The organism is Paenibacillus elgii NBRC 100335 (genome assembly GCF_004000865.1).
Lineage (GTDB): Bacteria > Bacillota > Bacilli > Paenibacillales > NBRC-103111 > Paenibacillus_G > Paenibacillus_G elgii.
Window position 1 is genome coordinate 1 of the sequence record NZ_BIMB01000042.1, and the last position, 25,153, is coordinate 25,153.

At 54.0% G+C, this 25,153-nt stretch carries 26 protein-coding genes; 1 reads left to right on the top strand and 25 read right to left on the bottom strand.

Annotated elements, in window-relative coordinates:
- The 7 genes from hrpB to PEL01S_RS24875 all read right to left on the bottom strand — a co-directional run.
- Positions 1-1,447: ATP-dependent helicase HrpB (gene hrpB / locus PEL01S_RS24845; protein ID WP_127462170.1), on the bottom strand; the 1,447-nt coding region annotated here is incomplete at its 3' end.
- 97 nt (positions 1,448-1,544) lie between these two features.
- Positions 1,545-2,081 carry a chromate transporter gene (locus PEL01S_RS24850; RefSeq protein ID WP_063178540.1) on the bottom strand — a complete coding sequence of 179 codons (537 nt, stop codon included), beginning with the start codon at positions 2,079-2,081 and terminating at the stop codon, positions 1,545-1,547.
- 15 nt (positions 2,082-2,096) lie between these two features.
- A complete protein-coding gene (locus PEL01S_RS24855) occupies positions 2,097-2,747 on the bottom strand; it encodes a chromate transporter (RefSeq protein WP_127462171.1) in 651 nt (216 codons plus the stop codon).
- Positions 2,748-3,020: 273 nt separating this feature from the next.
- Positions 3,021-3,419: a YmaF family protein gene (locus PEL01S_RS24860; RefSeq protein ID WP_127462172.1), complete on the bottom strand. Its 399-nt coding sequence runs from the start codon at positions 3,417-3,419 to the stop codon at positions 3,021-3,023.
- A gap of 63 nt (positions 3,420-3,482) precedes the next feature.
- Positions 3,483-3,707, bottom strand: a complete 225-nt coding sequence (locus tag PEL01S_RS24865; protein ID WP_127462173.1) for a YwbE family protein — start codon at positions 3,705-3,707, stop codon at positions 3,483-3,485.
- A complete protein-coding gene (locus tag PEL01S_RS24870; protein WP_010491154.1) occupies positions 3,704-3,892 on the bottom strand; it encodes a hypothetical protein in 189 nt (62 codons plus the stop codon). Before PEL01S_RS24870 ends, PEL01S_RS24865 begins: the two co-directional genes overlap by 4 nt.
- Before the next feature lie 203 nt (positions 3,893-4,095).
- Positions 4,096-4,443 carry a c-type cytochrome gene (locus tag PEL01S_RS24875; protein WP_239551131.1) on the bottom strand — a complete coding sequence of 116 codons (348 nt, stop codon included), beginning with the start codon at positions 4,441-4,443 and terminating at the stop codon, positions 4,096-4,098.
- Positions 4,444-4,535: 92 nt separating this feature from the next.
- Here PEL01S_RS24875 and PEL01S_RS24880 point away from each other — a divergent pair, with 92 nt between their 5' ends.
- Positions 4,536-4,964, top strand: coding sequence for a FixH family protein (locus tag PEL01S_RS24880; RefSeq protein ID WP_163767631.1), 429 nt, complete (start codon positions 4,536-4,538; stop codon positions 4,962-4,964).
- Between the two features lie 120 nt (positions 4,965-5,084).
- On the opposite strand, the gene PEL01S_RS24885 is transcribed toward PEL01S_RS24880, so the two are convergent.
- The 18 genes from PEL01S_RS24885 to PEL01S_RS24965 all read right to left on the bottom strand — a co-directional run bounded on the left by PEL01S_RS24885 (position 5,085) and on the right by PEL01S_RS24965 (position 25,115).
- Entirely contained in the window at positions 5,085-5,771 is a 687-nt protein-coding gene (locus tag PEL01S_RS24885; RefSeq protein ID WP_127462176.1) for a sulfite exporter TauE/SafE family protein, read from the bottom strand.
- Between the two features lie 38 nt (positions 5,772-5,809).
- On the bottom strand, positions 5,810-8,032 hold the full coding sequence (locus tag PEL01S_RS24890) for a heavy metal translocating P-type ATPase (RefSeq protein ID WP_127462177.1): 2,223 nt from the start codon (positions 8,030-8,032) through the stop codon (positions 5,810-5,812).
- Between the two features lie 145 nt (positions 8,033-8,177).
- Positions 8,178-8,825: a DUF1266 domain-containing protein gene (locus tag PEL01S_RS24895; protein WP_127462178.1), complete on the bottom strand. Its 648-nt coding sequence runs from the start codon at positions 8,823-8,825 to the stop codon at positions 8,178-8,180.
- A 45-nt stretch (positions 8,826-8,870) separates the two neighbouring features.
- Positions 8,871-10,205 (bottom strand): J domain-containing protein, encoded by a 1,335-nt coding sequence (locus PEL01S_RS24900; RefSeq protein ID WP_127462179.1) that lies wholly within the window; start codon positions 10,203-10,205, stop codon positions 8,871-8,873.
- Between the two features lie 36 nt (positions 10,206-10,241).
- Positions 10,242-10,883 carry a DUF1266 domain-containing protein gene (locus PEL01S_RS24905; RefSeq protein ID WP_127462180.1) on the bottom strand — a complete coding sequence of 214 codons (642 nt, stop codon included), beginning with the start codon at positions 10,881-10,883 and terminating at the stop codon, positions 10,242-10,244.
- A gap of 16 nt (positions 10,884-10,899) precedes the next feature.
- Positions 10,900-12,855, bottom strand: a complete 1,956-nt coding sequence (locus PEL01S_RS24910) for a J domain-containing protein (RefSeq protein ID WP_127462181.1) — start codon at positions 12,853-12,855, stop codon at positions 10,900-10,902.
- On the bottom strand, positions 12,855-14,555 hold the full coding sequence (locus tag PEL01S_RS24915) for a molecular chaperone HscC (RefSeq protein ID WP_127462182.1): 1,701 nt from the start codon (positions 14,553-14,555) through the stop codon (positions 12,855-12,857). The genes PEL01S_RS24910 and PEL01S_RS24915 overlap by 1 nt, the downstream gene beginning before the upstream one ends.
- 188 nt (positions 14,556-14,743) lie before the next feature.
- The gene (gene nikR / locus PEL01S_RS24920) at positions 14,744-15,208 is read right to left on the bottom strand and encodes a nickel-responsive transcriptional regulator NikR (protein ID WP_082866832.1); all 465 of its coding nucleotides are present in this window, start codon (positions 15,206-15,208) and stop codon (positions 14,744-14,746) included.
- A gap of 166 nt (positions 15,209-15,374) precedes the next feature.
- Positions 15,375-15,527 carry a hypothetical protein gene (locus PEL01S_RS34635; RefSeq protein WP_164824317.1) on the bottom strand — a complete coding sequence of 51 codons (153 nt, stop codon included), beginning with the start codon at positions 15,525-15,527 and terminating at the stop codon, positions 15,375-15,377.
- A gap of 118 nt (positions 15,528-15,645) precedes the next feature.
- Complete coding sequence (locus PEL01S_RS24925; RefSeq protein WP_127462183.1) at positions 15,646-16,995, bottom strand: cytochrome P450; 1,350 nt, start codon at positions 16,993-16,995, stop codon at positions 15,646-15,648.
- 151 nt (positions 16,996-17,146) lie between these two features.
- Positions 17,147-17,590 carry a YlbF/YmcA family competence regulator gene (locus PEL01S_RS24930; RefSeq protein WP_010491172.1) on the bottom strand — a complete coding sequence of 148 codons (444 nt, stop codon included), beginning with the start codon at positions 17,588-17,590 and terminating at the stop codon, positions 17,147-17,149.
- A gap of 28 nt (positions 17,591-17,618) precedes the next feature.
- Positions 17,619-19,094 carry a tRNA (N6-isopentenyl adenosine(37)-C2)-methylthiotransferase MiaB gene (gene miaB / locus PEL01S_RS24935; RefSeq protein WP_063178574.1) on the bottom strand — a complete coding sequence of 492 codons (1,476 nt, stop codon included), beginning with the start codon at positions 19,092-19,094 and terminating at the stop codon, positions 17,619-17,621.
- A 277-nt stretch (positions 19,095-19,371) separates the two neighbouring features.
- A complete protein-coding gene (pduL, locus tag PEL01S_RS24940) occupies positions 19,372-19,941 on the bottom strand; it encodes a phosphate propanoyltransferase (RefSeq protein ID WP_063178627.1) in 570 nt (189 codons plus the stop codon).
- A gap of 114 nt (positions 19,942-20,055) precedes the next feature.
- Positions 20,056-20,922, bottom strand: a complete 867-nt coding sequence (locus PEL01S_RS24945; protein WP_010491176.1) for a 2-oxoacid:ferredoxin oxidoreductase subunit beta — start codon at positions 20,920-20,922, stop codon at positions 20,056-20,058.
- Positions 20,910-22,661, bottom strand: coding sequence for a 2-oxoacid:acceptor oxidoreductase subunit alpha (locus PEL01S_RS24950; RefSeq protein WP_108534249.1), 1,752 nt, complete (start codon positions 22,659-22,661; stop codon positions 20,910-20,912). The genes PEL01S_RS24945 and PEL01S_RS24950 overlap by 13 nt, the downstream gene beginning before the upstream one ends.
- A 220-nt stretch (positions 22,662-22,881) precedes the next feature.
- On the bottom strand, positions 22,882-23,823 hold the full coding sequence (locus tag PEL01S_RS24955; protein WP_127462184.1) for a dipeptidase: 942 nt from the start codon (positions 23,821-23,823) through the stop codon (positions 22,882-22,884).
- Positions 23,824-23,940: 117 nt separating this feature from the next.
- Positions 23,941-24,201 (bottom strand): stage V sporulation protein S, encoded by a 261-nt coding sequence (locus PEL01S_RS24960; RefSeq protein ID WP_006286829.1) that lies wholly within the window; start codon positions 24,199-24,201, stop codon positions 23,941-23,943.
- 119 nt (positions 24,202-24,320) lie between these two features.
- Entirely contained in the window at positions 24,321-25,115 is a 795-nt protein-coding gene (locus PEL01S_RS24965) for a TIGR00282 family metallophosphoesterase (protein WP_127462185.1), read from the bottom strand.
- Between the last annotated feature and the right edge of the window lie 38 nt (positions 25,116-25,153).

Consider the following 25,153-nt stretch of genomic DNA (forward strand, 5'->3'; position numbering starts at 1 on the left):
CCGCCGGCTCTGCCGCCTGCACGGCACCCCCTCCGCGAAGCGCCTCCACGCGCAGCCGCAGGTCCGCATTGGGCGAGTCCGGCCGGGAACGCAGCAAATCGCGGTCGCTTAGCAGCGCGGCCAACTCACAGGCCAGCCCGCCAAGCCTAAGCGGCACCGCCCGCAGCATCATATGCGCAAGCCGAGGCGATACACCGAGATCAGCCATACAGCGGCCATGCGGGGTAATCGCTCCGTCGTCTCCCCGTGCGCCGAGCTGCTTCAGAAGCGCGACCGCCTGACCGTAGGCCGCTGCAGGCGGCGGCGTCAGCCAAGCGAGCCGCGCCGGCTCCGCGACGCCCCAAGCGGCAAGCTCAAGCGCAAGCGCGGCCAGATCCGCTTCCATGATCTCGGGCGCCCGGTGAGGCACCAGCCGGCGTTCCTCCTGCTCCGTCCAGAGCCGGTAGCACACACCGGGAGCCGTACGTCCGGCCCGTCCGCGGCGCTGGTCCGCCGAATCCCGCGAAACGGTGACCGTCTCCAGCCGCGTCATGCCTGTCCGGGGCGAGAACCGCGGCACACGCATCCGGCCGCCGTCGACGACGATACGCACCCCTTCTACGGTTAAGCTCGATTCGGCGATGGAGGTGGCGAGCACAATCTTGCGCTGCCCCGGTACGCTCGGCGCAATGGCCGCGTCCTGCTCCCCTTGAGCAAGCTGCCCGTACAAAGGAGCGATCCGCACCTGCGGACCGAGTCCCGCTTCAAGCAGCAGCCGTTCCACGCGCCGAATTTCACCCGCTCCGGGCAAGAACGCCAACAAATCCCCTTCTTCGGCGGCCAGCGCCTGACGGATGCACGCGGCGACCGTCGGCTCCAGCTTTCCTTCCACAGGCTTGCTTAAATACCGCGTCTCCACGGGATAACTGCGGCCCTCGCTGACTACAACCGGCGCATCGCGCATCAGCGCGGCGACCGGAGCCGCGTCCAGCGTTGCCGACATGACCAGGATGCGCAGGTCGTCCCGCAGCACCGCTTGCGACTCCAGCGCAAACGCCAAGCCCAGATCCGCGTGCAAGCTTCGTTCATGGAATTCGTCAAAAATAACGACGGCCACGTCCTCAAGCGCGGGATCGGCCTGCAGCAGGCGTGTGAGCACGCCTTCCGTGATGACTTCGATGCGCGTTTTCGGTCCGACCTTCGTATCTAACCGGACCCGGTAACCCACCGTTTCGCCGACCTGTTCTCCGAGCCGGGACGCCATGTACCGGGCCGCGGCTCGCGCAGCCAGCCGGCGCGGCTCCAGCATCATAATTTTGCGTCCGGCCACCCATGGCTCTTCCAGCAGCGCTAGCGGCACGCGGGTTGTCTTGCCTGCACCGGGCGGCGCTACCAGCACGGCATTCGTATGCTCGTCCAGCTTCTCTTTCAACTGCGTTAAAACGCGATCTATCGGCAGTTCTCCCATATTCGTTCACTCCAACGTACGGCAAATTCGGTTTTTATTGTACCACAACCGCACAAAGAAAGCCCCTTAACGGGGCTGAGCTTGTACGATTCTCGATTTATTGGAAGAAAGCAATCCCCAGAACGCCCGAGAGGACGATCACCGCAAGCGGATGCAGACGGTATTTGATCAACGCGCCGAGACATACCGCCAAAATAATCATCATCCCGACCGTATGCCAGCTCATCCAATCGGCTCCGCTTCCCGGCAAGCTGAAGTGAATCGCCGCGTATACGATCATCCCGGTCACCACCGGCTTCAGCCCGTAGAACGTCGTTTTGACCCACGGCCGCTGCTGCATCCGGAAAAAGAACGCGGCGATGAACACGATAATTGCCAGCGACGGCAGCACCATGCCGAGCGTCGACAGGATCGCTCCGGGAACGCCGGCGGCTTCGTAGCCGATCAAGGTGGCGCTGTTCGTCGCGATCGGTCCCGGAGCCATCCCTGCCAACGCGACGGTATCCGTAAACTGCCGCTCCTCCATCCAGCCGTTGAGCAGCACCTCATGCCGAATCAGCGGAATCATCGCATACCCTCCGCCGAACGAGACAAGACCGATTTTAAGAAATACCGCAAACAAGCTCCATAGCATAACCGTCACCCCGTTCTAAATCCCGTCTGCAATAAAGTAATCCGCATATTTATAGCCATTTCCGGCAGTTGGAGGCTCCTCGTCCTTAGTTTCGAACACGCGGTAACCGAGCTTTCGTTTGATGCGGACAAGCAAATGCCCGATCACGAGTCCGATCACAATAACCAGCATCGGATGCACATGAAAAACAAGCAGCAGTACGACCGTGAAAGCCGCCGTAGCCAGCGTCGTACGGTCCACGACGGAGCTTTTCCCCATGTTATACGCCGAAATGATGATCAAGGCGGCAATCGCCGCTTGAATGCCTTGAAAAGCCGCTGCCACTTTCGGCAAGTCATAAATCTCCCGAAACACAAGACTCAGCAAAAATACGATCAAAAAAGCCGGCAGCGTCATTCCGCCGACCGCAACCGCAGCCCCCGGCACCCCGGCCAGCCGGTAACCGATGAACGCCGCCGCATTGACGCCTACACCGCCCGGAGCCGATCCGGCTATCGACAAGACGCCGCTCATCTCATGAGGTTCGATCCATCGCCGTTTGCCGACGACCTCCCGTTCCATAACAGGGATCATCGCGTAGCCGCCGCCGAACGTGACCGGACTGATTTTGCAGAAGGTCCAAAAGATCGCCCCCAACGGCCTCAGTTTTTTCAGCCATGATTTCATCTTGCTCCCCCCGTTCCCCGTTGTCCTTTTAAGTATACCTCACTTTAATTCATTTTGGAATAATGTTTTCATCCATTTTCCTGAGCGATCCACAAAGTAAACGAAAGCGACCTATTGAATGAGCCGTACTTTACCGAGTATCCCTCAGTTTCAATCACAATGGAATTATGTTTATAATATCGATCCGAATACATTGAATTTCTGAGCAAACAAGACCAACAAAAAAGACCCGGATCGTCCACATCCGCGTCTGAAAAAGATACTCTATGGCTTTTACCAGCCCGGAGGCTCGTAGCCGATCCCCGGTCCCGTCCGTCCGGCAAATTTGTGCGTGTGCCTTTTGATCGATAGCACGGTCTTGTAATAATTTTGCTTAAACTCGAACGGCTCGTCGTCCGTCTGCGCGTCGATCTCATGATAATGAGAGCCGTCCGGCAGCGTAATCGGCGGTCCCGTCATCCCGATGAAACGGTGAAAGTGGCCCATGGCCAGTTTCGTATGCCCCTGATACCTGTGCACGTGCCCATCCGTTCCGTCTCCGTTCACGGCATAGACGAACATCTCGACGCCATGGAAATGCCCCAGTGCCACGGAGGTCCAGCCAATGAACGCGTGGGCATGAGCCGGCGGCAGCGGAACGTACGGTACCGGCGGAAGCGGACAAACAGACATAAAAGCGCTCTCCCCTTCGCTTTTTTATCTTAGACGCTACAGGATACGCAGGGAGAGGCACGATTATTTCTGTTCCGACTTCGCTGCTGCCGGATTGACGATTTCCTTGACCCGGCCGACTTGTCCGTCCGTCAAACGCACCTTGATGCCGTGCGGATGCGTCGCCGAATTCGTCAGCAGATCCTTCACGATGCCGCGCGTCAGCTTTCCCGTCCGCTGATCCTGCTTCAGGACGATAAGTACCTCGGCGCCTGGAAAAACGTTCGCACGCTTGCATCCGTCACTCATCCGTACTGCACCGGCAGCTCAAGCCAGCCCTGAAAAATGGCGTAATAGAACACGAATGCGCTTACGAGGCCCAGAATTGTAAAGCTGATGGCAAGTCCCTTTTTTTTCTGAAACAGCCACACGAAAGCCAAGCTGAAAAACGTGCCCATAACAAGCAAGCAAACAATCAAAATGATAGTTGCCATAGCTTCTGTTCAAACCCCTTTCGAACCAACAGTATAGTTTAACCGTTTGCTTACCAAAATACCACAATTTCCAACGGAAAAACACTCCGCTGCTGCGATAACCTTGACAATTTCATGAAACGGCCGCTGCTATACCGCCTCCTCTCCTCCAAATTAGTAAAAAAAAAGAGAGGCGTCCACTCGGCGGGACGCGCTCCCTTCGGTTACTTCTTGGCGGACAACCATTCCGTCAATGCCTGAATTTCCGGCTCCTTCAACGTAGTTTTGTAGGCGGGCATCCCCCCGCCTCCGTTCTGAATCTTGGCCGTGATTTGCTCTTGGCTCAGCTTGGCCCCCGTTTTCTGAAGATTGGGACCGACTTTGCCCGAGAGATCGGCCCCGTGACAGGAGACGCAGTTCGCCTTGTAAATCGCCTCCGCGCTAGACGCTTCGCCGGTTGCCGATTTGGAGGGGGCGTTCGCCGGCGCACCGCTTTTGCCCCCGCCGCAAGCCGTTATAAGTCCGGCTAACAACAGCAATCCGACCGCCAATGGGATCCAGGCTCGCTTCATGACCATTACCACCTTTGTTTTGAGGAATATTGGAGCTTGGCCCGGGATACATATGAAACGATATGACCCGGAAAGGCAGGGATACGGCCGCTATGCCCAACACCGCTTGGCTTCGCCTCTTCGGCCTTGGCGCCATAATCGTCCTGGGGATTGGGTTCGGCTTCCGGCAATTCGCCGCCACCTCCCCGCAGTTCCCGCCGGTCTCGGATTTTATGGTAGAAGGCTATCGGATTCAAGTGTCGCTTCACCCGAGCCCGGCCACAGCGCTGAAGCCTGCCACGTTTACCGTCACGCTTCGGGACGCAGCGGGCCGGCCGGTGAGCGGCGCGACCGGGGCCGCCACCATCTCGATGCCGCAAATGCTATGCGGCGCGAGCCCCTTTACCCTGACGGAAACGAAGGCCGGTATATACGTCGGCGAAGGCATTCCGCTTATGCCGGGCTCGTCCGCTGCCGACGTGACGATAACGTCCGGAGACAAATCGCTCCGGGTCCGGTTTCCTTTTGCCGCCGTCCGCTAATTTCCGGTTTTTCCCTTGCCTGCCTTCACTGTATCGGATCGCCCGGCGCCTGCCTATGACTCCCCCGGGCTATTTTTCACTTCATTTATGACGGTTTTGAGGACAATCCCTTACAATTTATTACCAAAGCCAGGGGTGAACACTGGGAATCCATCCGGCCGCAGCCAAGCCCCGCAGGACGGACAGCACTCCGATCCAGACGGCAACGAATTGGCCGGCTATGGCGGCCTTGCTCCGCAGCCGCTTGTTCAATTTGCCCGCAAACAGCCCGACGGAAACCAGCGCAGGCACGGTGCCCAGACCGAACAGCAGCATAAGCAGCAAGCCATGCAGCGGACTTGCGCTCGCCGCCGCATTCATTTCCATGGCATAGGTCAATCCGCAGGGAAGGAATCCGAGCAGCAGACCGCTTACGAACGCGGCTCCGGCCTCCTCAGCCGTCCGGTACCGTGCCGTAAGCCCCCGGACAAGCGGCAGCCGATGCGGGTCCAGTCTATGCAGCGGGAGGGCGGTACGCCGCAAAGCCCACAGCAAAATAAGACAGCCGCCCAATAAGCTCGCTGTCCCCTGCACATTCGCCAGCTTCCCCGCACCGTCGACGAACGAGCCGACCGTGCCCATAAACGCCCCGAGCGCGGCGTAGGTTACAATCCGGCCGGCATTGTAAGCCAGAACGGAACGCAGCGGACTCCCCTTCGCTTGCAGCGCAAAGCCGGAGACGGTCGCGCCGCACATTCCGATGCAGTGCGGGGCGCCGAGCAATCCGGCAAGCCAAGCCAGCGTGAGATCATGAACGCCGATCGCCATCTTCTCTTCCCCGCCTTCTTCTCTTGGAATGAAGGGAATTACACCCGTTTCAGCCGAAGTGCGTTAATAATGACCGTCAAAGAGCTTAAAGCCATAGCCGTACACGCCATCCACGGCGCCAAATGGCCGCTTAAGGCAGCAGGGATCGCCAAAGCATTGTAGCAGAAAGATAACGCCATATTCTGGTAAATATTTGTCATCGTCTTTCGGCTGATCCTCACGGCATCGGCCATAGCTTTCAAGTCGCTTTTTAACAAATGTACATCAGCTGCTGCCTTGGCTACGTCCGTTCCGTTACCGACGGCTACGCCGATATCTGCGGCCGCGAGCGCCGGCGCGTCGTTTATACCGTCACCGACCATGGTCACCCGCTTCCCTTGGCTCTGCAGCCGCCGGACGAGCCCGAGCTTTTGGTCTGGAAGCATATCCGCATAATACCGAACATTCCCAAGCCGTTCCGCAACCGCTTTTGCCGCTGCGGCATGATCTCCGGTCACCAATCGGATGTCCATTCCCTGTTTTTTAAGCTGGCGCAGTGCCGGTGCCGCCGTCGGCCGAACCGTATCGGCGAGAGCGACGACCCCGGCCGGACGGCCGTCCACCGCCACATAGATCAGCTGCTTCCCCTGGCTGCGCAGCGGACCGGCAGCCTTTTCCGTTTCCGCAAAAGGGATGCCCAACTCCTCCAGCCAACGCCGAGTCCCTGCGACGATCCCGCGTCCGTGCACCTCCGCCCGAACCCCGCAGCCGGGAACGGCCAAGAAGCTGCCGCAGTCGGGCACCCGCAATCCCCGCCTCTCGGCCTCATCGACAACCGCTCGCGAGAGCGGATGCTCGGAGAGCTGTTCCGCACCCGCAAGCTTGCTCAGCAGCGTAGCCTGCGTTTCGCCTTCTGCGGCAATCACATCGGTCACCTTGGGTGTCCCGAACGTCACCGTCCCCGTTTTATCGAACAAAAGAATGTCCGTTTGATGAAGCCGCTCCAGTGCGGCCCCTTCCATGTAAACGATGCCCTTCTGAGCCGCACGGCCCGATGCGACCAGAATGGATACCGGCGTCGCCAGTCCCAAGGCGCATGGACAAGCAATCAGCAGCACGGCAATCGCCTTCTCCAAAGCCCCACCCGCAGCACCTGGCTCGCCTAATCCGTACCAGTACAAAAAGGTACATACGGCCGTAGCGGCAATGACCGGAACAAACACCGCGGCAATTTTGTCGGCGACGCGCTGAATCGGCGCTTTCGCATTCTGCGCTTCCTCCACCATCCGAATCATCCGGGCTATCGTGCTTTGACCGGTCGTGCGCAAGACACGGATTTCCAGCACGCCGGAGCTGTTCAAGGTTCCGCCGATGACGCGGTCTCCTTTTCGCTTCTTAACCGGCATGCTTTCCCCGGTGATTAGCGATTCGTCCACCGCGGATATCCCTTGCGCGACGATGCCGTCGAGAGGCACCCGCTCGCCGGGACGGACGCGGAGCAGGTCGCCCTCCTTCAGCGTGTCCACCGGAACCCGGCGTTCGCCATCCGGGGTCAGCATGCAGGCCGTGTCCGTTTGCATCGCATAAAGCTGCGAGAGACTATCTGCCGTGCGCTTCCGGGCGGACGCTTCGATCCATCGGCCAAGCCATACGATCGTAATAATCATGGTACTCGTATCGAAATAGTATGGGCTATGGTGCCCGCTCCCCATCATGGCCTGCCCAGGATGAAACAACAAATAATGACTATAAAAAAAGGCGGTTGACGTGCCCAGAACAATCAGCACATCCATATTCGCGCTTCCGTTTTTCAAAGCTTCGTAGGCCCGAATGTAAAAAGGGAGACCGAAACCGAACTGCACCGGAACGGCAAGCGCAAGCTGAAACCATGGGTTCGCCAGCAGCTCGGGCACCCAGGGCGAGGAAGAGGCCGCATGATGCGGGATCATCGCCCAGAAGAAAGGCAGCGTAAAAGCAAGCGAAAGCAGGAACATTGCCCGGCTGCGACGAATTTCTAAACCGCTTTCGGCGGCTGACTTGCCATCGTCCGAATTCAGCAGGCGGACGCCAAATCCGAGCTGCGCGATCCGGGCTTCGATCTGCTCTGTCCGCACCTGCTTCGCATCCAGCAAGACGACCGCCCGCTCCAAAGCAACATTGACGCTGACCTCCGCCACACCTTCCATTTTGCCGACCGCCTTCTCGATGCGCGCGGCGCAAGCCGCGCACGTCATACCGGTAACATGCAGCGTAATCCGGCTCAAATCCGCTTGTCCGCTCATTCGCGTCTCACTCCATTCCGATCGGGGCTCCAGCAGCCGGTCATCGTTAAACTATATGGACGAGCGGCAGTTTTCATGACAAAGAAACGCGGCCGCCCCCTGTGAAAAGAAACGGAGAGCAGCCGCGCTGAATCGTTTTTTGAACTTACCTTAAGTTGGCCTGCCTCAAAGGACTTTCCGGTGCCGTAAGCAGCTTCACGAAAAAATCCTTGTATTTTTTCGCATGGTCTAAGGAAGAGGAAGCTTGATGAAAGTCGGCGCCTGCCGCAAAACCAATGATATAGTCCTTCCAGCTTGCATAAGCGATACGGACGTGTCTGACGCACATAGCGACGATTCTCCATTGGTCTTCTTCGGACAAATAACCGCGACGATAGCCGGCACAGCATAAATAAACGCACCAAGAATAGTCGAATGCCGCGATCCCCTTTACAGGCAAACGCGTTAAGTAATAAGCCGCGACGTGCAGCTTGCCCGTATGGGCCTCACCCGGTGGGAGCGACTGCAAATAGCCGCTTCGTTCCGTGTCGGAAAGCCCCGATAGCAGCATTTGGCAATCTTCAAACTCTTTCCGCACCCCGGTTTCGAACAGCCACTGAAGCTCTGCTTTCAATAAGTCGGAATTTTCAATTTCCCATAGCTCTAACGCGCTTTGAAGACGTCGTTTGTTTTCGAACACCGCCTGCATGTTTTTGGCCAGTGAGAAAGCCATCTGCCCTTTCATGCATAAGGAAGACATGGCGTGGACATACAGCGCCAATTGAGCGCGAACTTCGGGATCGTAATAATCCATGACGAAGCGAACAGGCCTCCTTTCTTTTCTCGTACCGGGAAAATTTTAACGAAAGAACATCCGAATTAAGCATAAGAAGAACCAGCCCAATACCAATATTAAAGGCAAGTTTTTTATGGAAAAAAACGACGATTTATTAGTCCCAGCTTGTTGTTCCGGGAGGTGTGGAGCCGTGCGTTCGGTATCGCGAGCCGGCAATGGATCGACCGATGCCGCCGGAGACGCTGGCATGCTCGTCGGTCCGGTCTCCGGATGCCCGCCTTCGGCGAGACAGACAAGCGCTTCGATATCGTCGGGCTGCTGCTCGAGCAGCCGAAGGTACATGTCGCGTGCGGATGCCGGATCTCCCAGCTTTGTATAGCATTTTGCCGCAAGAGACAACGCGGCGAGATGACCCGGATCGTGCGAAAGAAAGTATGTCACATCATGAATCGCCTCGGTCAGCCGGTTGCTTTTAACATAAATTCGGGCACGGTACCAATACAGCTCCGGATCGTCGGGAGTCAAAGCCATCCAGCGGTCGATGGCAGTCAGCGCACGGCTCAAGCTGCCAAGCCGGAGATAATATTCTGCTTGCAGCCGCAGCAAGTCCGGATCGTCGGGAAACAGCTCATATGCCCGCTCCAACATCTCTTCGGCTTGTTCCATGTGATGATGTTTCAAGGCCAGCAGCGCGCCCAGCCGATACCTCAGAAAAGCCTCGCAATCGATGTCACCCGCCTTGGTAAGGAAAGTGAAGCGCAGGCTCGTGGCGTAATAAGGTTCGGCAAACACGTGAAGAAACACGTTGGGAAACTGCCTGGAAAACGATTCGGGATCGTCCTGCGCCCTTTCTTTCCAGCAGAAGCTGCTTTCGAGCAGCTGCCAGACGTCCCTGGGCAAATAGGGCTGCCGATCCAAAAACACGGTCATTCGTTTGTAGACCTCGCGTTGAAGCTTGACATCCCACATCATATCGTCATTGAGCAGCTTCAGCCACGAGTCGCTGTCGATCCTTTGCGCGATGTCGCGGTATACGCCGGTTACTTTTTCTATAAACTCATTTAACCGTTCTTCAGTGCTCTTCACCCTAGCGGCCGGGTCCGCAAACAGCATCCGGGAGGGAATAACAACCGGCTGACCTTCCTCTTTTTGCTCATCTTGCCCGGTATCGCTCTGCCCGCTCTCTCCTCGCTCGACGGCAGCCTCCTCCGTCAAATCACGAAATGAATCGAACTTAAGATTTCGTTTTGCCGCGCGAACCGCTTGATCGTAAGCTTCCCGAAGCCGCTGATAGCCTTCCGGATCGTCCTCGGGATGGTGCTGCTTTAATTTCCGCGCATAAGCCTTTTTGATGACGGATAGTTCATTCGTTGGTTTGATATCTAGAATTTTCCACATTTGTATCGGACTTCACGCTCTCTTTCCGACCAAAGTCTAGCCCAAGGTCGCCCTCCGAAAGGAATCGTTACGCGAAAATAGCAGCTTCGTCAGCAATACGCTGTTTTCACTTACATAATCTCCATTCAAGAGATGGGATGTAAAGACGGCGCCCACATGAAAGCTAAATAGGTAGTCCTTCCAACTGGAAAAATCGCCCTTGACCATCGGGATGACCTTTTCGATATAAGCCCACTTCTCCGGTTCCGTTAAATAACCCAGCTTCCGTCCGGCACAGGCCCTGTATACCGCCATGGAATAATCGTGCGCCGCTATGCCGACGGTTGGCATGCGCCACAAATATTGCGTGACAACGGACAGCCTATGTTTGCGTGTAGGATCGTCGGTATTTTGTCCGATCGAAGCTCGTTCGGCCTCCGAAACGGATAATAGCCTACTGTACAGCTCCGCAAATTCCTTTCTGGCTCCTTCCGCTATCGTCCACTCTATATTTTGTTTAAGGTCCTCTGCATTTTCGAGGTTCCAAAACCTGAGCAGCCCCCGTAAAATGCTTCGCCGCTCGAAGATCATCTCAGGATTGTGCAAAAAATAGTCACCGAATTTCCCGACGATACATAACGAAGTCATCGCCTCAACGTAATCGTTCATTACCTTCTCCGCCGCCGTGGTCATAGACATGTTCTCTCCCCACTTATCAGTTATAGCCGAAGAACCTGCTAACTCTCCGCAACTCCCGCAGCACCGAAATATAAAACAACCCTAAAATGAACAAATAAAAATAAATCCGCCATGGCAGGCTTGGGAGAGCCTTCTTGCTCGGCTTCGTTGTGGCGTCGATATAGTTGTCGGACAGGGAAAGCGGCTTCGAAATCCCGCTCTTCGAGCTTCGGTTTTTCCATTTCTCGATTTCCGTCTTAAGCTCGTCAGGCATGGGGCGAACAGTGCCTTCAAGCTCTATCCTTCGAGAATCGTAAATTTCTTTGGCTTGCTTATAATTGCCGACTACAAGGATCGCTTCTCCATCGAGATAGCCCATACAAATATGACCTGTAATGTTCGATTGGAGTCCCTGCTTCTTCGCCTCGTCCAAGGAAAGGTACTTCGTCGTCTCCTTACCGCTGTTGTCTTTGACCTTTACTTCTTGAATAGCCATATAAGACGCATCGGCGAGCTTGACCCGCACGGCAGCCGCTCTCGGAGACAGAAGCTCCCAATCGGACGCAGAAGATACGTTCATGACGTTCACCGGCCTCATAGTTTCACTCCAATAGGCCAAGGGCGTCTCCCCCGTATGCTTCACAAACGAACTCGCTATCCAGAAATGCAGCGCCACAATGCAAATCAGGCTGAACCATTTATGAGAAACAAAAAAATAAGCGGCATTCTTCAAACGCTTATGCAGAGGCACTTTTCCCAACTCTCCGTAAAGCCGCCGAACAACGCGTCCGCTGCCTTTTTCACGCCGTACTCTCAACTCTTTTATAATTAGCGCATTGATTTCCGCCAAAGCCAAAACCGCTTCGATATCGTTCGCATCCAAAGCAAGAATGCGTTGGAACATCTCCTTGGCCTTTTCCAGATCACCCTGTCTTTTATAACAGGTCCCTGCCAGCGAGAGCGCGGGCATGTGGTCCGGAAATTGTGTAAGAATGTGCTGCAGGTCTTGTACCGCCTCAGGCAGTTTTCCAGACTGCATCCATATGCGCGAACGGTATAAATAGCCGTCTACCTGGTCGGGACACAACTGAATCAGACGATTGCTCATAGCAAGCGTCCTCTCCGACTCCCCGCTGCGCCAGCCGTATTCGGCCTCTAAACGAATCACGGCCGGGTCCGCATCGAAAAGTTCCCTAGCCTTCTGCAGCGAATGATTGGCAGCCTGCATATCGTTATTCATCAAAGCCAACCAGGCATCCTCGCGATAATGAAGATAGGCTTCATGATCGACCTCCCCCGCACCCAGCAGAAGGGAATACCCCATGTTTGCCACTTCGTACGATTCCGCAAAAGCGTAACTGTATACTTGGGGGTATTGTTCCAAGAAGCTTTCCTTGTCTTCCGCAACCAGCCCATTCCAATGAAACGCGCTGTCCAGAAGCTTCCAAACCTCTTTAGGCAAAAAATAATGTTCTTCCAAAAAATCAAGCAGCCGGCCAGAAATGCCGTTTTGCAGGTTGATGTTCCATACGACGTCGGAATTCAACAGCTCAGCCCATTGGTTCGGATCGATTCGCGACGGAAATTTGCCGTAAAGCTCCTCTACCCGCTCCATAAAATGCTCCGCTTGGCTTTCGGGGGCGTCTCTTTCCTTGCCCTGCTCTTGCCAAATGACCATACGGGGAATGCGCTGCGGTCCGTCGTCTTCATCATACAGCTCGTCTTCCTCATGCTCTGCGACGTCTTCCGCTTCGCTCCCGTCTTCCTCCCTGACGACTGATCTCTCGAAAGCTTCCGGCTCTTCGTCCGATCGACTCGTCTGTTTCTGTTGCCGCTTCGCCAGCTTTATCGCCTGGTCATACGCTTCCCTTAGCTGCTGATAACCGGTCGGATCGTCCTCGGGATGATGGACTTTCAGCTTAGCGGCATAAGCTTTCTTAATCGCCGATACCTCATGCGTCGGGTAAATTCCCAGTATTTCCCACATCCGCATTAATAGTCACGCCACCTCTCCAAATGCTCCAGCTGCTTCCGGAGAACCGAGGATGCCTTTTTGATTTCGTACTCATTTTGAGAGGCGAGAACCCGTTCGAACTGCTCTAGCAAAAACGCAATCTCCGACCGTTTCTCCCCGAGCGCTTCCTCGTACAGCCGTTCGCCCTTGGCAAGCAGCAGCCGATTCTCCGTTCTTTCGCGGGGATGGATTTTGATGTCTTTCAGTTGGTTCAATCTTTCCTCAATTTCCAGCTCCGACAGCTTGCCCGAATTTTTCTGAATAATCGTCTTCTTTTTCACGCCCGTGCTGACCGTAGTGACTTCGACCTCCAGAATGCCGTTAATATCATACGTAAACCGGACGTCGATGGATTGCTCACCGGCTTTGTCGGGAGGCACCTCGACAAGCAGCTCGCCCAACTTCAGGTTATTTTCCACCCGCCGGCTTTCCCCTTGATAAACGATCACGCGTATGCTTGACTGATTATCGTGAAGCGTCCAAAACGACTCTACTTTACTAACAGGAATCGGGGTGTTCCGCTCGATAATCGGGCAGAAATGACCGTCGTCAAATTTATCGTTCCCCATCCGCTTCGTGGTTTCAATACCAAGGGTATAAGGACATACGTCCGTCAAAACAACCTCTTTCAACGCTTCGTTTCTTTCCTTCAGTGCAACTTGAATGGCAGCTCCCAAGGCAACGGCCTCATCGGGATTGATTTGGGTAAATGGCAGCCGGCCGAACATTTTGCTAACCACCGATTTGATGATCGGCATTCGGGTCGCCCCTCCGATCAAAATAACCGCATCCAGATCGTCCGGCGACAAGGAAGCGTCCCGCAGTGCGCGCTCGATCGGATGACGCAGCCGCAGCATAAGCTGCCCGGCAATTTTCTCAAAATCGTTGCGGTTCAAAGTCACCTCGTACGTACGATCTTCCAGCGTGAAGCTCATTTTCCCTTCGTTGTCCGAGCCTAAAAGCCTTTTGCATATTTCAGCCTGCTTGAACAGCGCGGAACGGGCTTTAAAATCCAGCTCTTGGAAGTCGATCCCATGGGTTTCGATAAAGTAAGAAACAAGCAGTTGGGTAAAATCCTCTCCGCCCAAGTAGTTGTCACCGGCTATCGACTGCACTTCCATCACGCCCTCGAAAAACTCCAGGATGGAAACGTCGAACGTGCCGCCGCCCAAGTCGAAGACGAGAAACTTGGTATTGTCCTGCTGCTGATGAAGACCGTAGGAAATCGCCGCAGCCGTCGGTTCGCTGATCAGCCGCTCCACCTTCAAGCCAGCGAATTCAGCCGCACGCTTCGTCGCCTTGCGCTGAGTATCGTTGAAATACGCTGGAACGCTGATTACAGCCTCCGTCACGGGATGTCCGAAAAAAGCCTCCGCGTCTGCCTTAAGCGATTTGATGACGAACGAAGACAGCTCTTCCGGAGAAAAAGTATACGGTCCCAGACGATACGTTTTCTCCGTTCCCATATAGCGCTTGAAGGTAGCTGCCGTAAGATCCGGATGAGTAATTAATCGTTCTTTTGCGATTTGACCGATCAGTATCTCGCCGTTTTCGTCCACACTTACTATCGAAGGGGTCAAACGCTCCCCGAGCACATTCGGAATAATTGCAGGACCGTCCTCCGTCCAATAAGCGACCAGACTGTTCGTCGTTCCTAGATCAATGCCAATCATCGTCATTCCCGGTTACCTCTTTTCCATGTGTTAATGGCTTAGAAAAAAACACCTTTCTTTTCCATACCATTAGTTTATCGGTCGCTCGTTCTCTTTTTTTAAATCGATATTGAAGACTTTCAAACGAAGCCGGCCAATAAAAACGGCGGCCGCTTCTTTGCGAACAAAGAAAACGGCCACCGCTTGAAAAATGGCTACTTATGATGATGCTCCGCGGCATCGGCGTGATCCTGTCCGGTCCCCCGCTCGTCTAAATACGTGACGGAAAGCTCGGCGTAAAGCACACCCTTCTGTACTTGAATTTTGTGCTGCAGCTCCCGAAGCTTGGATAGCAAGCCGCGAACGACAATGATTTCGAGACATTGATCGTGATTCAGATGCACATGCATCGTCGAAATAATGTCGTGATGGTAATGATGCTGCAGCTCAATAAGCTGCAAAGGAAGATCGGCCGCATGGTGATCGTACACCATAACGATCGTTCCCGCTACGAGCTGATCGGCCTTCAAGCCGCCCGGCTCCAATAGCACTTTACGTACGAGATCCCGGATTGCTTCCGAGCGGTTCGTGTAGCCCTGCTCCGTAATATATTGATCAAACCGCTTGATCAGTTCCTCCGGCATGGACACGCCAAACCGGGTCAATACGTCTTTCTCCAACTATGGTTCACCTCAATCCGCACGCTCTTCCGATTATTGTAGCATACCCGCCGCCCAAACTGAATTCAGCCGCAAATGAAATAGCCCCTCCGCCGGCAATCGGCGAAGGAGGCTTCTGGGCAGTTATCGTATGCAGTTTCGTTTGATACAGGCTTGCTAAACTGCCTCAGGGTGTGACTTCGGGCTGCAGCTCTTTCAGCTCCTCCGCAAGTTGCTGCTTCTCCACTTCCGACAATGCGCCGTGTTCGCGAATCTCCTCCAGCAGCGCTTCACGTTCTTCCTCATTGCGCGGATCAATCGTAAATTTAACGATATCCAACCTCCGCTCCTCCTTTTCGCCAACGTTACCGACATCCCAAAGCTTCCCCGGAACCGGCGCAGTCTATCCCGCCCCAGAACCAATGTCTAGAACGACCGCCGCCGGTCATGGCCCATATCTACCCTCTTGCCGTTACGACCATCCGCAAGCCGCCCTTCGGCCGCAGCGTAACAAGCGGTTCAGGCTCTACCGGAGGATGATCGGGCGTCAGCCTAAGCGTGTAACGGCTGCCGATTGTCGCGAGCAGCAGGGCCGCCTCCATCAGCGCGAAGTTGTTGCCGATGCATACCCGCGGACCGCCGCCAAACGGAAAATAGGCAAATGCCGGAATTTTTTTAAGCAGATCTCCTGCAAAACGTTCGGGCTTGAATCGTTCGGGCTCCTCGAAGTAGTCCGGCCTGCGGTGCATGACATATTGGCTCATCATGAGCGTATCTCCCGGCATGTATGTATTTCCGCCGATCTCCACTTCCTGCTGCGCCTCCCGGTTGATCGCCCATGCCGCCGGGTACAGCCGCATCGACTCCGAGACCACATGCTGCGTATAGGGAAGCTTCTCCAAGTCGCTATGGGTCGGTCTACGGCCGTCTAAGACCTGATCCAGCTCCTCATGAAACGCCTCTTCCGCCTCTGGGTTTTGAGACAGCAAATACCACGTCCAAGAGAGCGTGTTGGCCGTCGTTTCGTGGCCCGCGAGAAAAATCGTCATCACTTCATCCCGCACTTGCTGGTCGCTCATCCCCGAGCCGTCTTCCTCATCCCGGGCCGCAAGAAGCATGGAAAGCAGATCGCCGCGGCTTGCGTCCGGATTTTTCCGGCGTTCTTCAATAATCCCGAAGATCACCTTGTCCAACGTCGCGGCCGACTGCTTGAATTCCAGATTGCTCTTTGTCGGAAAGCTTTCCGGAATGTCGATCACGGAAGTCGCTTTATGCGTGACATATTTCATTCCCACGTCAATCGCATGGCTGATATCGTTCACGCCATTCGTAATGCTTGTCCCAAACATCGTATGCGTAATAATATCCAGCGTCAGCTGCATCATATCGTCCATAATGTCCCGGGTTTCTCCGGATTTCCACGACGCCAGCATCTTTTCACCGTAATCGATCATCGCCTCGGCGTAGCTGCCGATTCGATCCTTGCGGAACGATGGCTGCATCAAGCGGCGCTGCCGCATATGCTTCTCGCCCTCGCTTGTCAGAATGCCTTCGCCTACGACCGCTTTGGCCGTCTGCAAACCTTTTGCCTTGCGGAAAGCGCTTTGCTTCGTGAGCAGCACCTCTTTAATTTGCTCCGGATCGCTGATCAAATAGACGTGCCGGGACGGTCCGAAGCGAATATGCGCCACGTCTCCGTACTGCTGTCGCGCCTTCATGAGAAACGCTAACGGATCTTTGCGGAATGCAAGCAAGTTGCCGGAAAGGGGCAGGCCTTTCGGACCGGGAATGTGGGTTGTCAATGACATCAGGCGGTGCCTCCTTAGGAGTTTTTCGACTTATTATCCGGTGATCGCCCCCACATTATACCAGCTGAAACCGATAAAAAACCGGCCTGCCTCCCCCATTCGGGGCTGCACGCCGGTCTTCGAGCTAATTGGGTGTACCTATTAATGTTGTTTACTCGCTGCAACCCGAACGGGCTACCGTTCCTTGTTCCACCGTAATCGTATCGGAGATGGTGTCGCGAATGACACTCATGACGAGCTGCAGCAAGTAATTGATATCTTCCTGCGATTGTTTGAACTGGCTGACGATCGGGATCGAATCGAGCTGATCCTGCAGCTCGTCGATTTCCTTCTCGATTTTTTCAACCATCTTCTTATTCTCAAACGACTCGAAAGCGACGATTTCCTTCTGCTTCTTTTTGATCGCGCTAATTAGCGTCTGAATGTGATCGTTTCCGGCAATTTGCTGCTCCGCCTGCTGGAAAAACTGCACCTCGTTCGAGGTAGCCAGCAGCCCCGCCAGCTCCTTGGCCTTATCCAAAATGTCTTCGCGCACGATCATTTCGGTATTCGTATACAGCTCCATGCCGCAATTCGTAAATTTTTGCTCTGCCATTAGAATTCGTCACGCCCCTGCATTCGATTTATTGAGCCACGGCTTCTCCGACCAATTCGCCTTTGATGTAGAATGTCGGGGTTTCCGTTATTTTCACTTGGACAAACCGGCCTACCAATTCCTTCGGCCCTTCGAAATGGACAAGCTTGTTCGTGCGACTCCGGCCGGCCAATACAGCGGCATTGTTCTTGCTTTCGCCCTCGACCAGCACTTCCAGCGTCTGTCCTTTTAACCGCTCATTGCTCTGCTTGGCGTAGACGTTAAGCACGTCGTTCAAACGAATGAGACGGTCCCGCTTCACCTCATAAGGCACGTTATCCTCCATGCCTGCTGCCGGCGTGCCTTCCCGCGGGGAATAGATGAACGTAAAGGCGCTGTCGTAGCCGACTTCCTGCACGAGCGAGATCGTTTCCTCGAACTGCTCGTCAGTTTCGCCCGGAAAACCTACGATGATATCCGTCGTCAGCACGACATCCGGAATCGCCTTTTTAATTTTGGCGACGAGCTCCAAGTAATGCTCGCGCGTATATTTGCGGCTCATCCGCTTCAAAATCTCGTTGCTGCCCGACTGCACCGGCAGATGGATATGCTCCATCAGGTTGCCTTTTTTAGCCAGTACCTCGATCAAGTGGTCGTCAAAATCGCGCGGGTGCGACGTCGTGAAGCGGACACGCGGAATGTCGATCTTGCGCACTTCATCCATCAAATCGCCGAGCCCGTATTTCATATCGTCGAAATCTTTGCCGTAGGCGTTTACGTTCTGGCCGAGCAGCATAATTTCCTTGAAGCCCTGACGCGCCAAGTCGCGCACCTCGGCAATCACGTCCTGCGGAAGGCGGCTGCGCTCCTTGCCCCGGGTATACGGCACGATACAGTACGTGCAGAACTTATCACAGCCGTACATGATGTTAACCCATGCTTTGATGCCTTCGCGCTTCTTCGGCAGGTTTTCGATGATATCGCCTTCCTTGGACCATACCTCGATCACCATTTCCTTGCTGAACATCGCTTCCTTCAACAGGAACGGAAGACGGTGGATGTTATGCGTGCCGAAGATCAGATCGACGAACGGATGCTTCTTCAAAATCCGGTTCACGACCGATTCTTCCTGCGACATACAGCCGCACACGCCCAGGATGAGCGACGGCTTCTCAATCTTCAGATGTTTGAGATGGCCCAGCTCGCCGAACACTTTATCTTCGGCATTTTCCCGTACCGCACAGGTGTTGAGCAGAATGATATCCGCTTGCTTGCGGTCATCGGTGGACCGGTAACCCATCTGCTCCAGCAGCCCTTTGATCGTCTCGGTGTCGTGCTCGTTCATTTGACAGCCGTACGTTTGAATCAAGTAGTACTTGTCCTTGCCGATCTCGCGCATCTCTTCCGGAATGTCGAAATCGTAATGCACTTGAATGTCTTCTTTCCCCCGCTTCTTCGCATCGCTGAGAGACGGCGGCTGGAAATATATCGAGTAATCTTTCTCGGATTTATTTTTTGTCGTCATGAAATGAATTCCTCCTGAAGCTTGCAGTATGCTGCAAAGATCATACCTTTCATTATATCATGCTTGCAGCCTGCATTTCAAAGAAATTCATGAGTGGGGAGAGAAGACCGGTGAATAAGACCCCCGCTACGTGAGCGGTATCATTCTTCCGATCGCTGTTGTCCCCGGATTCTTAAAATTTTATAACCCACTTAGTGGTTAGAATCCGGAGACAAAGGCGAACGCTACCGCTTCTCCAGAACGATTCCGCTCCTCCGCTTTTTATTCACCGGACTTTTTAGGCTAAAATCACGCCGATATCGCCGGTTTTAATTCCGGCAGCATTCGCTTCGTCCGTATCGATATGCATGTCCAACGCGAATTGATCGGATACCCGGGCAATCACGTGCTCGAACGTTACGCCGCGCTCTCCTTCGAAGCGCACGGTGAGCTCCTGTTTATCCGCAATGCCCCACTTGGCCGCATCGTCCGTATGAAAATGAATATGACGTGCCGCCACGATCACGCCCTCCTCCAGTTCCACTTCGCCAGCCGGTCCGATGACCTTAATGCCGGGTGTTCCGGCCGTATGGCCAGACTCGCGTACTGGCGGATTTACCCCGAGAGCGAACGCATCGGTACGGGATACTTCAAGCTGGGATTTACTGCGGGCCGGTCCCAAAATGCGAACCTTATCGAAGCGGCCTTTCGGTCCGACGACCGCGACCGTTTCCTCGGCGGCGTACTGCCCCGGCTGCGACAACGCCTTCATCTCTTTTAATTCATACCCTGCGCCAAAAAGCATAGCGATATGTTCTTTCGACAAATGAATATGTCTGGCGGAAACGCCGATTGGTACTTGTTTCATGTCCGTGTGCCCCTCTCTTATGCAAAAGATACCATGAAGCTCAAGTCTATTATACCCGCACGGCATAAAAAAAGCATACGGCCCAAGGCCGCATGCTTATGAAAATTCGGAAAATTATTTAAATTCCGCCACCAATTTTTCAAATTCTTGCTCGGTGATTTGAATGTTTTGCTTCGCAAGACCTTCCGGCTTGAAGCCAGCAACCATATCCTCGTAGCTTTTTCTGCTCTTGTCTTGATAGATAAGTCCTGTCACGAGGCTGTTGGTTTCCATGATTTTCGTCATGGCTGCCACACGGTTGGAAGCATCGTAGTCCGGTGTTTCTTCCAGATCGACGATATGCTCTTTAAACCACTCGTACGTGTTCACTTTGTTGAACGTTACGCATGGGCTGAATACGTTGATGAAGGAGAAGCCTTCATGCTTCATGCCTTCTTCGATCAAGGAAGTCAGCTGTTTCAAGTTGCTGGAGAACGATTGACCGATAAACGTAGCTCCTGCAGCCAGCGCTACTTCAAGCGGCGACAATGCGGACTCGATGGAGCCGGACGGTGTCGATTTCGTCTTGAAGCCCTCGGCGCTGCGGGGCGACGTTTGGCCTTTGGTCAAGCCGTAGATTTGGTTATCCATAACGATATAGGTGATGTTGATGTTGCGGCGGATCGCATGAACCGTATGACCCATCCCGATCGCGAAGCCGTCGCCGTCGCCGCCTGCGGCGATAACGGTCAGCTCGCGGTTAGCCATTTTGAGACCTTGCGCGATTGGCAACGAACGTCCGTGAACACCGTGGAATCCGTAAGCGTTGATGTATCCGGAAATCCGGCCGGAACAGCCGATCCCCGAGACAACCGCAAGCTGTTCCGGTTCCAGACCGACATTGGCAGCCGCTCTTTGGATAGCCGCTTGCACGGAGAAGTCGCCGCAACCTGGGCACCAGTTCGGTTTGATATTGTTACGGAAATCTTTTAACGTTGCCATACAAGGTTCAACTCCTGACAGTATTTAGTGATTTCAGCAGGCAAGAACGGATTACCGTCATATTTCAACATGCTCTTAATTTTATCAGCGTAGCCAACGTTCAGCTTAATCAAGGAAGCGAGCTGAGCGGTAGCATTGTTTTCAACAACGACGACCGTTTTCGCTTTTTCCAGGTACGGCTTGATTTCTTCCACCGGGAACGGATGCAGCAAACGAACGGTAATGTGGTTCGTTTTCATACCTTTGTCCGCCAGACGGCGTCTTGCTTCGTCGATCGTGCCGCCCGTGGAGCCCATACCGATGATGAGCAGATCCGGCTCTTCATGAGGAGCGTCGACCAGAATCGGATTGGTTACTTTTACTTGCTTCATTTTGCCCAAACGTTTGTCCATCATTTTCTTACGGTTGATCGGGCTTTCCGACGGACGTCCGTCTTCGGCGTGCTCAACCCCGGTTACATGGTGGATGCCGTATTTTTGACCCGGCATCGAACGCTTGGAAATACCGTTCTCGGTGAATTCGTAACGTTTAAACATTTGGTTCTCAGCCAGAGCAGGCAGTTCACCCGTTTGCAGCTCGCCGCGTTTGATCTGGATTTTATTGTAATCGAGCAATTCGCTTGTTTGTTTACCCAAGGAAAGCTGCAGGTCCGTCAGCAAAATAACCGGAACCTGATATTCTTCCGCCAAGTTGAACGCTTCGATCGCATCGTAGAAGCACTCTTCGATCGTCGAAGGCGACAGAACGATTTTCGGAATTTCGCCGTGCGTCCCGTGAATCATGGCAAGCACGTCGGATTGCTCCTGCTTCGTCGGAAGTCCCGTACTTGGACCGCCACGCTGCGTATCGACGATAACGACAGGCGTTTCTGTCATACCGGCCAAGCCGATCGCTTCCATCATCAAGGAAAGACCAGGGCCAGCAGAAGCCGTCAGGGCGCGAACGCCGCCGTAATTGGCCCCAATGGCCATCGTACATGCTGCGATCTCGTCTTCGGTTTGGATAACCGTTCCGCCGAATTTCGGCAGCGTCTTGATCAGGTATTCCATAATTTCGGAAGCCGGCGTGATCGGGTAGGCAGGCATGAAGCGGCAGCCTGCGGCGACTGCGCCAAGAGCGATAGCGTCGTTGCCGATCATGAACAGCTTTTGTCTGCCGTCGGCAGGCTCCAGTTGGAATTCCGGCAGCGGACCCCCAGTCAATTCAAGAACGAACTCGGCAGCTTTGCGAACCGCTTCCACGTTTTTCTCCACCACGGCAGCGCCTTTGCGGCCGAACTCTTCTTCTACTGCTTTATTAAACACTTCAAGCGGCAAACCAAGCAAAGCCCAAGATGCGCCAGAAGCAGCCATATTCTTAAACAAGGAAGTGCCAAGCTCTTCCGCGATCGCCGTAATCGGTACCGGGAACAGTCTTGCTTTAACGCCTTCCGGAACGACCGGATTAACCTTAGCGTCGGCGATGATTACGCCGTTCTCGCGCAGCTCGTGCGCATTCACATCAATCGTCTCTTGGTCAAAGGCCACGAGAATGTCCAAATCGTCGGAAATGGAGCGAATCGGTTTCGTACTGATTCTGATCTTATTGTTTGTGTGGCCGCCTTTGATCCGCGAGGAAAAATGGCGGTACCCATACAAGTAGTACCCCAGTCTGGTCAATGCCGTGGAAAAGATTTTGTCGGTACTTTCCACGCCTTCCCCCTGTTGTCCTCCGACCTTCCAAGATAATTGGCTAATCAACGTTGTCCACTCCTTTTAAATTCGCTGACATGCAGCTAAACCATGAACTGTAAAGATTTCATATAAAAAAAATCTTTCAGTTGTCTCATCAAATTCTATGACTAATACACATAAAAAGCAAGGGTTTTCGACAAAATGCATAGATAGCTTTTTTAGATCAAATCCATATCGATTAGAGAATAATTTAGTTGTCTTATATCTACAAATCAGATGTTAATTTTTAATGAATCGGCAAATGACGATGCAAAAAGGTAACCCAGTTGCGGTACATGAATCCTCTGACCAGTTCCTCCGGAAACCGTCTAAGCAAAGCTTCCGTCAGGCACCGGATCTTCCCTGCATGCTCCAGTCCCGGAATCCATTGATCGATGCCGTCAAAATCCGATCCGAACACAAGCTGGCTGCCGCCCCCGAGCGAGCAAATATGTTCGACATGCAGCAGGACACCGTCAATGGAAGCTTGGCCTTGCTGCACGAACCAGGGCACGAACGTAACGCCGATACGTCCGTCCCGCCGGATAATTTCCCGGATTTGCCCGTCGTTCAGGTTTCTTGGATGTCCGCACACGGCCCTTGCATTGGAATGCGTCGCCACGAACGGTTTGGCCGAAGCCGCCGTCAAATCCCAGAACGCCGGCTCGGACAAATGGGACGCATCCAATAGCATACCCAAATCGTTGCAGTCTTTAATAAACGTTTTGCCGCGCCGCGTAAATCCGCCCTGCCTGGGCTCAAGTACACCATCGGCCGCCCAATTGGCGTAATTCCATGTCGTTCCGATCATTCGGACGCCCAAATGGTATAACGTCCGGAGATATAAGGGGTTTCCCTGCAGCGCATCCGCGCCTTCGAGCGTCAGCATCGCCCCGGTCTGATTACCCGTCAGGACCGCTTCCAAATCGGTTCGATTTTTAACCTGCCGCATACGCGGGTCCCTCATCACTTTTTGATAAAAAATATTTATATATTCCAAGTAATGGTCAAATTGCGGCTGAGTTATACGTTCAGACAAGTAAATCGCAAAAAATTGCAGCTTTACACCCCCTTGCGCCATTTTCGCATAAGATACGTCCAATGCGCTCGCCTGAGGATCGAAAAAATCAATGGCCGGGTTCTCAACCATTTTGAGCAAAGCATCACAGTGCCCATCGATCACATACATCGGCTAACCCCTCCTTGGGAGCAGACTTGGGCTGGGCCAAAATAAATAAAACCAAAAAAAACCTGTCTACAGAAGTAAACAGGTGCTTTGGTCATTCGGTTATAAGCTGCAAAGCCATTATCTCGGTTCTACAATCAGTTTAATGGCTGTCCGGTCTTCGCCGTCGATGACAATATCGGTAAATGCTGGTATGCAGATCAAATCAACCCCGCTTGGAGCCACAAATCCTCGCGCGATGGCTACGGCTTTGATCGCTTGGTTGAGGGCTCCCGCCCCGATGGCCTGGAGCTCAGCAGCCCCGCGTTCACGCAATACTCCAGCCAACGCGCCTGCGACGGAATTTGGGTTGGATTTTGCTGACACTTTTAATACTTCCATGAAAAGTACCTCCTCGGGAATGATGATTGCTTCCAGTACTAATCATATTCTAGGAATTTGCGGTTAATTCCTTCTACCCGAAGATGGTATTTTCTAAAATATTTGAATTGTTCGTCAATTTACTCGAACAAGATCGTGTCTTCATCCATGCGAATCAATTGAATCTTTTTTCCGAGCCCTGTCGCCGGGTCCAGCTCAATGCTGACGGCATGAAAATGCCATTTGCCTTCGTCCACAACAAAGCGGACGGGAAGCTGAGTTTTAAATTTTTGCAGCACGGCGTTCCGCTCCATCCCGAGAATACCGTCCCGCGGGCCGACCATGCCTACGTCCGTCACATAAGCCGTGCCCTGGGGCAGCAGCCGTTCGTCGTTCGTCTGCACGTGCGTATGCGTCCCAACGACGGCGGACACTTTGCCGTCCAGATGCCAGCCCATCGCCAGCTTCTCTGAAGTCGCCTCGGCATGAAAATCCACGAAGACGTACTTCGTTCTCTTCTTCGCCTGCTCTACCAGCTCATTCGCCTTCTCAAACGGACAGTCGAGCGGAGGCAAAAAAGTGCGTCCCTGCAAATTGACGAGCGCCAGCTCGATGTCTTTCACTTTGATGAACGTCATCCCTTTTCCGGGCGTTCCCTGCGGGAAATTGGCCGGCCGGACCAGCCGGTCTTCCTTGTCGATGAAATCGAAAATTTCTTTCTGGTCCCACGTATGATTGCCCATCGTGATCCCATGCACGCCAAGCTCGAAGAAGTCTTTGGCGATAGCGGCCGTAATGCCCCGCCCTGCCGCCGCGTTCTCTCCGTTCGCGATGATCCAATGCGGGTTATATTTATTTTTGAGGGCCGGTAAGCACGTTTTCAACGCTTTGCGGCCCACCGAACCGACAATATCTCCAATGAACAGTATTTTCATCGGGACTCTCCCCCTACCTCTCTTTAAATTTACTGCAA